At 39.5% G+C, this 3,726-nt stretch carries 2 protein-coding genes; one reads left to right on the top strand and one right to left on the bottom strand.

The window, feature by feature from the left end:
• Nucleotides 1-84: 84 nt before the first annotated feature.
• Nucleotides 85-441 (bottom strand): hypothetical protein, encoded by a 357-nt coding sequence (locus PX481_RS29145; protein ID WP_002757053.1) that lies wholly within the window; start codon nt 439-441, stop codon nt 85-87.
• Nucleotides 442-555: 114 nt separating this feature from the next.
• Here PX481_RS29145 and PX481_RS29140 point away from each other — a divergent pair.
• Nucleotides 556-3,726 (top strand): AAA-like domain-containing protein (locus PX481_RS29140; protein WP_288097460.1); only part of this gene is annotated, 3,171 nt, incomplete at its 3' end.

Here is a 3,726-nt window from a genome sequence, read left to right as displayed (position 1 = left end):
GACACAATTAGGCAGAAAAAGGTGTTGCCTAGCGGGAAAGCTGCGGGGATGCCAACACCTTTTTTGAGGGAATCTAGCGGATTTTTAGGAGATTTTGCTGGTTTCTGCCGCTTCTTCCGCCTCCACTGCCGCGTTTAAAGCGACGGGGGGAATGGGGATAGGAAATACCGACGGCAGCTTAGCGGCGGCATCTTCAGGAGGCTGCCCGGAGTGAAAACGACGGTAACTTAAAACACCGGCTACGGTGATTGCTCCTGTAGCGGCGGCAACCCCTAAAATAAGTTTGTTAGCATCCACAGGGAAGGTGGTATTGCTGCCAAAAATGCCTTTAGCTTTAGCGAAAGCACAAGCGGAGGCACTGCCAGCATCAAGAGTACCTAAAACAATACCACTGACGAGGGTGGCACTAACGGCGATGGAGGTGAAAAAAGTTTTCTTCATAATTGCCTTGGGGATAGGTTGTCAATAGCGATTATCCTTGCATTATAGATATCTCCATCACAATTGTCTATTTTATTTCCGTTGGTGACATTGAAATAATTTTGTTTAAGAATCATGAATTATCAATATCGTGTCGGGGGTAGTCTTGCCTATAACCATCCTACCTATATCGAGAGAAATGCCGATCGAGAACTGTTAACGGCGTTGAAAAATGGTCAATTTTGCTACGTTTTTAACTGTCGTCAGATGGGTAAATCCAGTTTAAGGGTACGAGTGACTCATATTTTACAGCAATTGGGCATGGATTGCGCGTCCGTAGATATAACCAGTCTTGGCAGTAATGATAATTTATCCCAATGGTATAACGGGGTGATTACCCGTTTGTTTTTAGGATTTAATCTGACGGGAAAAATTAATCTTAAATCCTGGTTGCGCGAGCGAGAGGATTTACCTCCCGTGCAGCGTTTGGGACAATTTATCGAGGAAGTTTTATTAGTTTATTGTCGGGGAGAGAAAATATATATTTTTATCGACGAGATCGATAAAATTCTCAGTTTACAGTTTTCTCTAGATGACTTTTTTTCCCTGATTCGTTATTGTTATAACCAAAGAGCGGAAAATGCCCAGTATGAAAGAATTACTTTCGCTTTATTCGGTGTTGCTACCCCAGCAGATTTAATTCGCGAAAAGACCCAAACATCTTTTAATATCGGCCAAGCGATCGAATTAACAGGATTTAATCTGACCGAAATTGCTCCTCTAGCTGCGGGATTATCTAGTCAAAGTAATTATCAACCCGACTGCTTAGAAAAAATTATTTTTTGGACGGGAGGACAGCCATTTTTAACCCAGAAAATCTGTCAGCTATTGCGGGAAACTAATTTAGATATTGAGACGCTGATCAAAGAGAGAATTATTAATAATTGGGAATCTCATGATGAACCAGTTCATCTGCGAACTATTGCCGATCGCTTGTTAAGAAATCAAGACAAAGCGGGTCGTTTGTTAGGCATCTATCAACAAATTTTAGAAAAAGGTGCAATCCTGTGCGATGATAGTCCAGAACAAGGGGAATTAAGGTTATCGGGGTTAGTGGTAAAAAAGGATAATCAATTAGTAGTTTATAATGCTATTTATCGAGAAATATTTAATCTCAATTGGCTGGAAAAACAATTAGAGCAATTGCGTCCCTACTCAGAAGCAATCGCCGCTTGGCAACAGTCTAATTATACCGATGAATCGCGGCTTTTACGCGGAAAAGCTTTAAATAATGCCCTCGATTGGTCTCAGGGTAAAAGCTTAAGTAATCTTGATTATCAGTTTTTAACTGCTAGTCAAAATCTCGATAAAAGAGAGGCAGAAATTAGCCTAGAAACTCAGAAGCAAGCTAATAAAATTCTAGCAATCGCTCACCAAAAAGCTACGAAAAGAATTCAAATTGGCTCGGTAATTTTAATTGCTTCTCTCCTGGGTTCTTTCTTCGCTTTTATTCAGGTAAAACAAGCGTGGCAGCAAGTAGAAACCGCTAAATTAGGTATTAAATTACAGCGCAATGGTGACAGTTATTGGCAGCAATTTCAATTTGAACAACTAGAATCTTTAATTGCGGCTATGCAAGCAGTAAATAGTTTAAAAAACATCGTTACTGATGACCAAACCTTGAGTAAATATCCTGCTACAAGTCCAATTATTACCCTACAACAAATTTTAGATCGCATTCAAGAAAAAAACCAACTGCAAGGACACCGAGGAACTATTTATAGTGTTAGTATTAGTCCTGATCGTCAAAAAATTGCCACTGCTTCTCAGGATGGGACGGTAAAAATTTGGAATCAAAAAGGTGAGAATATTCAAACTTTGACAGGTCATCAAGGAGCAGTTTATAGTGTTAGTTTTAGTCCCGATGGTCAAAAAATCGCCACTGCTTCCGAAGATAAAACCGCCAAAATTTGGAACTTGCAAGGGCAAAATTTAGTCACCTATCCTGACCATCAAGAATCAGTTTATAGTGTTAGTTTTAGTCCCGATGGTCAAAAAATTGTCACCACTTCCAGGGATAAAACCGCTAGATTATGGAATTTATCAGGTGAAACTTTACAGGTATTTAAGGGACATAAAAGATCGATAGATGCAGCTAGTTTTAGTCCCGATGGTCAAAAAATTGCCACCGCTTCCCGGGATGGTACGATTAAAATCTGGGATTTATCAGGTAAAATTATCTTGAGTTTAGGTCAAGAAAATATTGAGGCTTTTTATAGTGTTAATTTTAGTCCCGACGGTCAAAAAATTGCCGGAGCAGCGGCAGATAAAACTGCTAAAATTTGGGATTTACAGGGAAATTTAATAGCTACTTTCCGGGGACATCAAGATTTTGTCAACAGTGTGAATTTTAGTCCTGATGGACAGTTTATAATTACTGCATCTAGTGACGGTAGTGCTAAAATTTGGGGAATGCAAGGGGAAGAAATAACTACTCTCAGAGGACATCAAGAATCGGTTTTTACTGCTGTATTTAGTCAAGATGGAAAACAGGTGGTAACTGGATCGAGTGATGAAACGGCTAAAATTTGGCAGCTGAACAATTTAAATCAAGCTCAGGCCGATAATACCAGTGTTAGCATTAATTCCCAGGGCAGTATTATCGCTATTGCTAACAAAGATGGTCAAATTACTTTACTCGATTCCCAGGGAAAAAAAATTAGAGAATTTGCCACAAAAATGCGCTCAATCTATAGTATAGCTTTTCATCCCGATAGTAATCAGATAGCGATTACAGGAAGAAATGGAAAAGTACAAATCTGGAGTCAAAAAGGAACAATGCTTCAAGAATTTACTGCTAGTCAAGTACCGATTTATAGTCTTGCTTTTAATGGAGAGGGAACAGCAATAATCACGGGAACAAGCGAGGGAAAAATTCAATACTGGCATTTAAGCAATCATCGGCCTCAATTAATTAATTCCTGGACAGCCGATGATAATATTATCTATGATTTGGTGTTTTCTCCCGATCATCAAAAAATTGCTACTGCTACTCGGGGAAAGATTAAAATTTGGGATTTACAGGGCAATCTTTTCGAGGAGATTAAAACTGATTCTTTTCCCGTTTATGGAGTTAGTTTTAGTCCCGATGGTGAAAAAATCGCCGCTATTTCAAGGGATGGTACAGCTAGACGCTGGGACAGGGACGGAAATTTGCGCTCCGAGTTTAAAATAGAAGAAGATATCGTCTATGGTATCGCTTTTAGTCCTGATGGTCAAGAGATTGTGATTATTGCTAGGGATGGT

It is taken from the genome of Microcystis sp. M53603_WE2, assembly GCF_030065435.1.
This window is presented reverse-complemented; position numbering and strand designations above follow the sequence as displayed.